This window comes from Candidatus Synechococcus spongiarum SH4, assembly GCF_000586015.1.
GTDB classification, from domain to species: Bacteria; Cyanobacteriota; Cyanobacteriia; order PCC-6307; family Cyanobiaceae; genus Synechococcus_B; species Synechococcus_B spongiarum_F.
Window position 1 is genome coordinate 1 of sequence record NZ_JENA01000238.1, and the last position, 2,466, is coordinate 2,466.

Below are 2,466 nucleotides of genomic sequence, written 5' to 3' on the forward strand. Positions count from 1 at the left end.
TAGGCCAGGTCCATGCAGGGATATTTCTTGGAATCCGGCCCCTCGAAACTCAGTTGACCGATGGCCGCCAGATCCAGACGGCGCCACGGTGTGGGTAACCGCTCCGGCCAACTCAGGGCATAGAGGAGGGGGAGGCGCATGTCCGGCCAGCCCAACTGGGCCAGAACGGAACTGTCCGCCAGCTCCACCAGGGAATGGATGATGCTTTGGGGATGGATCACGATCTCGATATCGTCAAACCCCATGCCAAACAGGTAATGGGCCTCGATCACCTCCAGACCCTTGTTCATCAAGGTGGCGGAGTCCACCGTGATCTTGCGGCCCATGGACCAGTTGGGATGCTGGACGGCATCGGCCACGGTCACCTTCCCCAACGCCGCCGCCTCCCAATCCCGGAAGGCCCCCCCGGATGCCGTCAGCAGAATCCGCCGCAGCCCTGGGGTGGGCGCCCCGGTGGACAGTTGGGCGTTCTGGGGTTGGGAGGCGCCCTGCAGACATTGAAAGATGGCGGAGTGTTCGGAATCCGCCGGCAGGAGGCGGCTGCCGCTGCGCTGCAGGGCGGGCAACACCACCGGCCCCGCCGCAATGAGGGTTTCCTTGTTGGCCAGGGCCAGATCCTTGCCGGCCTCAATGGCCGCCATGGTGGGCAGCAGTCCTGCACAGCCCACAATTCCTGTCACCACAAGCTGGGCGGTGGGCCAGGCCGCCACTGCCGCCACCCCCTCGGCCCCCGCCAGCAACTCCGGTTGCGGTTGCAGATCACTGAGGCGTTGCCGCAGGCTGGGCAGGAGTTCCGCCGCCGCCAGGGCCACAGCCTGGGGACGGTGCCGGCGCACCTGCTGCTCCAACAGGTCCAGGTTGCGGCCGGCGCTCAGGGCCACCACTTTGAATTGTTCCGGGAACTCCGCCGCAATCTGCAAGGTCTGGGCGCCAATGGACCCCGTTGAGCCCAGAACACTCACTGACTTGGTGGACATGGACCAGGCTCGGCGCCCCTTCAGTGTCCCACCTCGCAGCGTCAGGGACGTCAACGGACATCAACGCCGGCGCCATGGCAAGTGAAGGCGGCGCTCCCCATCGCCGTTGAATCTGCAAGAGAATCGTTTTTCCTGCCCACCGAACCGTGCCCCGCGCCTTCACCCTGGCCCTGAGCCTGATTCTGGCCCTGTCCACCTGGGTTGCCCCGGCCCATGGGGCCAATAATCCCGAGTTACTGCCCGATGAGGCTACCCCGGTCATCGACCTGGCCCGTATGTTCACCCCCATCCAGCGGCAAGACCTGGTGGAGGAACTGGATGCCGTGGAAGCCCGGAGTGGGTGGAAGCTGCGGGTGCTCACCCAATACGACCGCAGCCCCGGTCTGGCGGTGAAGGATTTCTGGGGTGTGGATGAACGCAGCCTGGTGCTCATCGCCGACTCCCGTGGCGGCAACCTGCTCAACTTCAGTGTGGGGGATGACATGTTTGCCCTGATGCCCCGCAACTACTGGGTGGAACTCCAGACCCGTTTCGGGAATCAGTACTACGTGCGTGACCATGGGGAGGACGGCGCCATCCGGGATGCCTTGGCGGCGGTGGAAACCTGTCTGGGGCGGGGCGGTTGCCGGGTGGTGCCGGGGCTGCCCCAGGAGCAGTGGGTGCTCACCTTGATCCTTTCCATTGTGGGGGGAGTGGTGGCCGGCTTCGCGGCCCATCCCCGCCCCAACAGCAACAGCCCCGTTGCCTGGACTTGGGTGTTGCTGCTGGCGCCCCTCTGGGGGGTGATGTTTATCATCTTCGGCCTGGGACCCGTATTGAGCCGCACCACGGATTGGCTCCCCGTCACCCGCAACATTCTGGGGTTCACGGGGGCCGCTATCGGGGCCTATCTCACCCATCTGCTGCGGGAACGGCAGACGCCGACACAGGAGGGGTGAATTGACGAGATCCCCTATTGGTCTGGCGTCCAGAGTTGCTGGCGGCGGGTGATCAGGGCCACCGCCGCCAAGGCCAGCAAAACCCCAACCCACTGGGTCGGCTCCAGGCGCTCATCCTGCACCAGCCAGCCGCAGGCCAGGGCAAACACCGGCGTCAGGAAGGTGAGCGCCGTAAATCCTGTCAGCTCCCGCCGCGTCACGAACCAGAAGAACAACCCGTAGCCCAGGGCCGTACCACCGCCGCTGGCATAGGCCATGAGCCACCAGTCCTGGGGAAGCAATGTCTGGAGTGGGGAGCCCTGCCATGCACCGATTCCCAGCAGGGGCAACCCACCCAGCAACAGATGCCAGGCCGTTACGCTGAGCACGTGGGATTGGCGGGCGGCAAAGCGACAGAGCACGGCGCCACAGGCCATGGACATGGCGGAGCCCAGCAGCAGGGCCATTCCCCCGTTCCAGGACAAGCCGTCCAACGCCGGCCCTTGCAGCCACAGGTTCTGCAACAACGGCTCCGGCAGCCCCAGACAGGCCACGCCCCCCAACCCCATGAA

Annotated in this window: 3 protein-coding genes; 1 reads left to right on the forward strand and 2 read right to left on the reverse strand. The window is 65.5% G+C overall.

Features of this window, described 5'->3' with window-relative positions:
• The coding region (locus BG35_RS0109075; RefSeq protein ID WP_025782566.1) for a 1-deoxy-D-xylulose-5-phosphate reductoisomerase at positions 1-977 on the reverse strand (977 nt) is incomplete at its 3' end.
• Positions 978-1,123: 146 nt separating this feature from the next.
• Here BG35_RS0109075 and BG35_RS0109080 point away from each other — a divergent pair.
• On the forward strand, positions 1,124-1,915 hold the full coding sequence (locus BG35_RS0109080; protein ID WP_025782567.1) for a TPM domain-containing protein: 792 nt from the start codon (positions 1,124-1,126) through the stop codon (positions 1,913-1,915).
• Positions 1,916-1,929: 14 nt separating this feature from the next.
• On the opposite strand, the gene BG35_RS0109085 is transcribed toward BG35_RS0109080, so the two are convergent.
• On the reverse strand, positions 1,930-2,466 hold a 537-nt coding region (locus BG35_RS0109085), incomplete at its 5' end, for an EamA family transporter (RefSeq protein ID WP_025782568.1).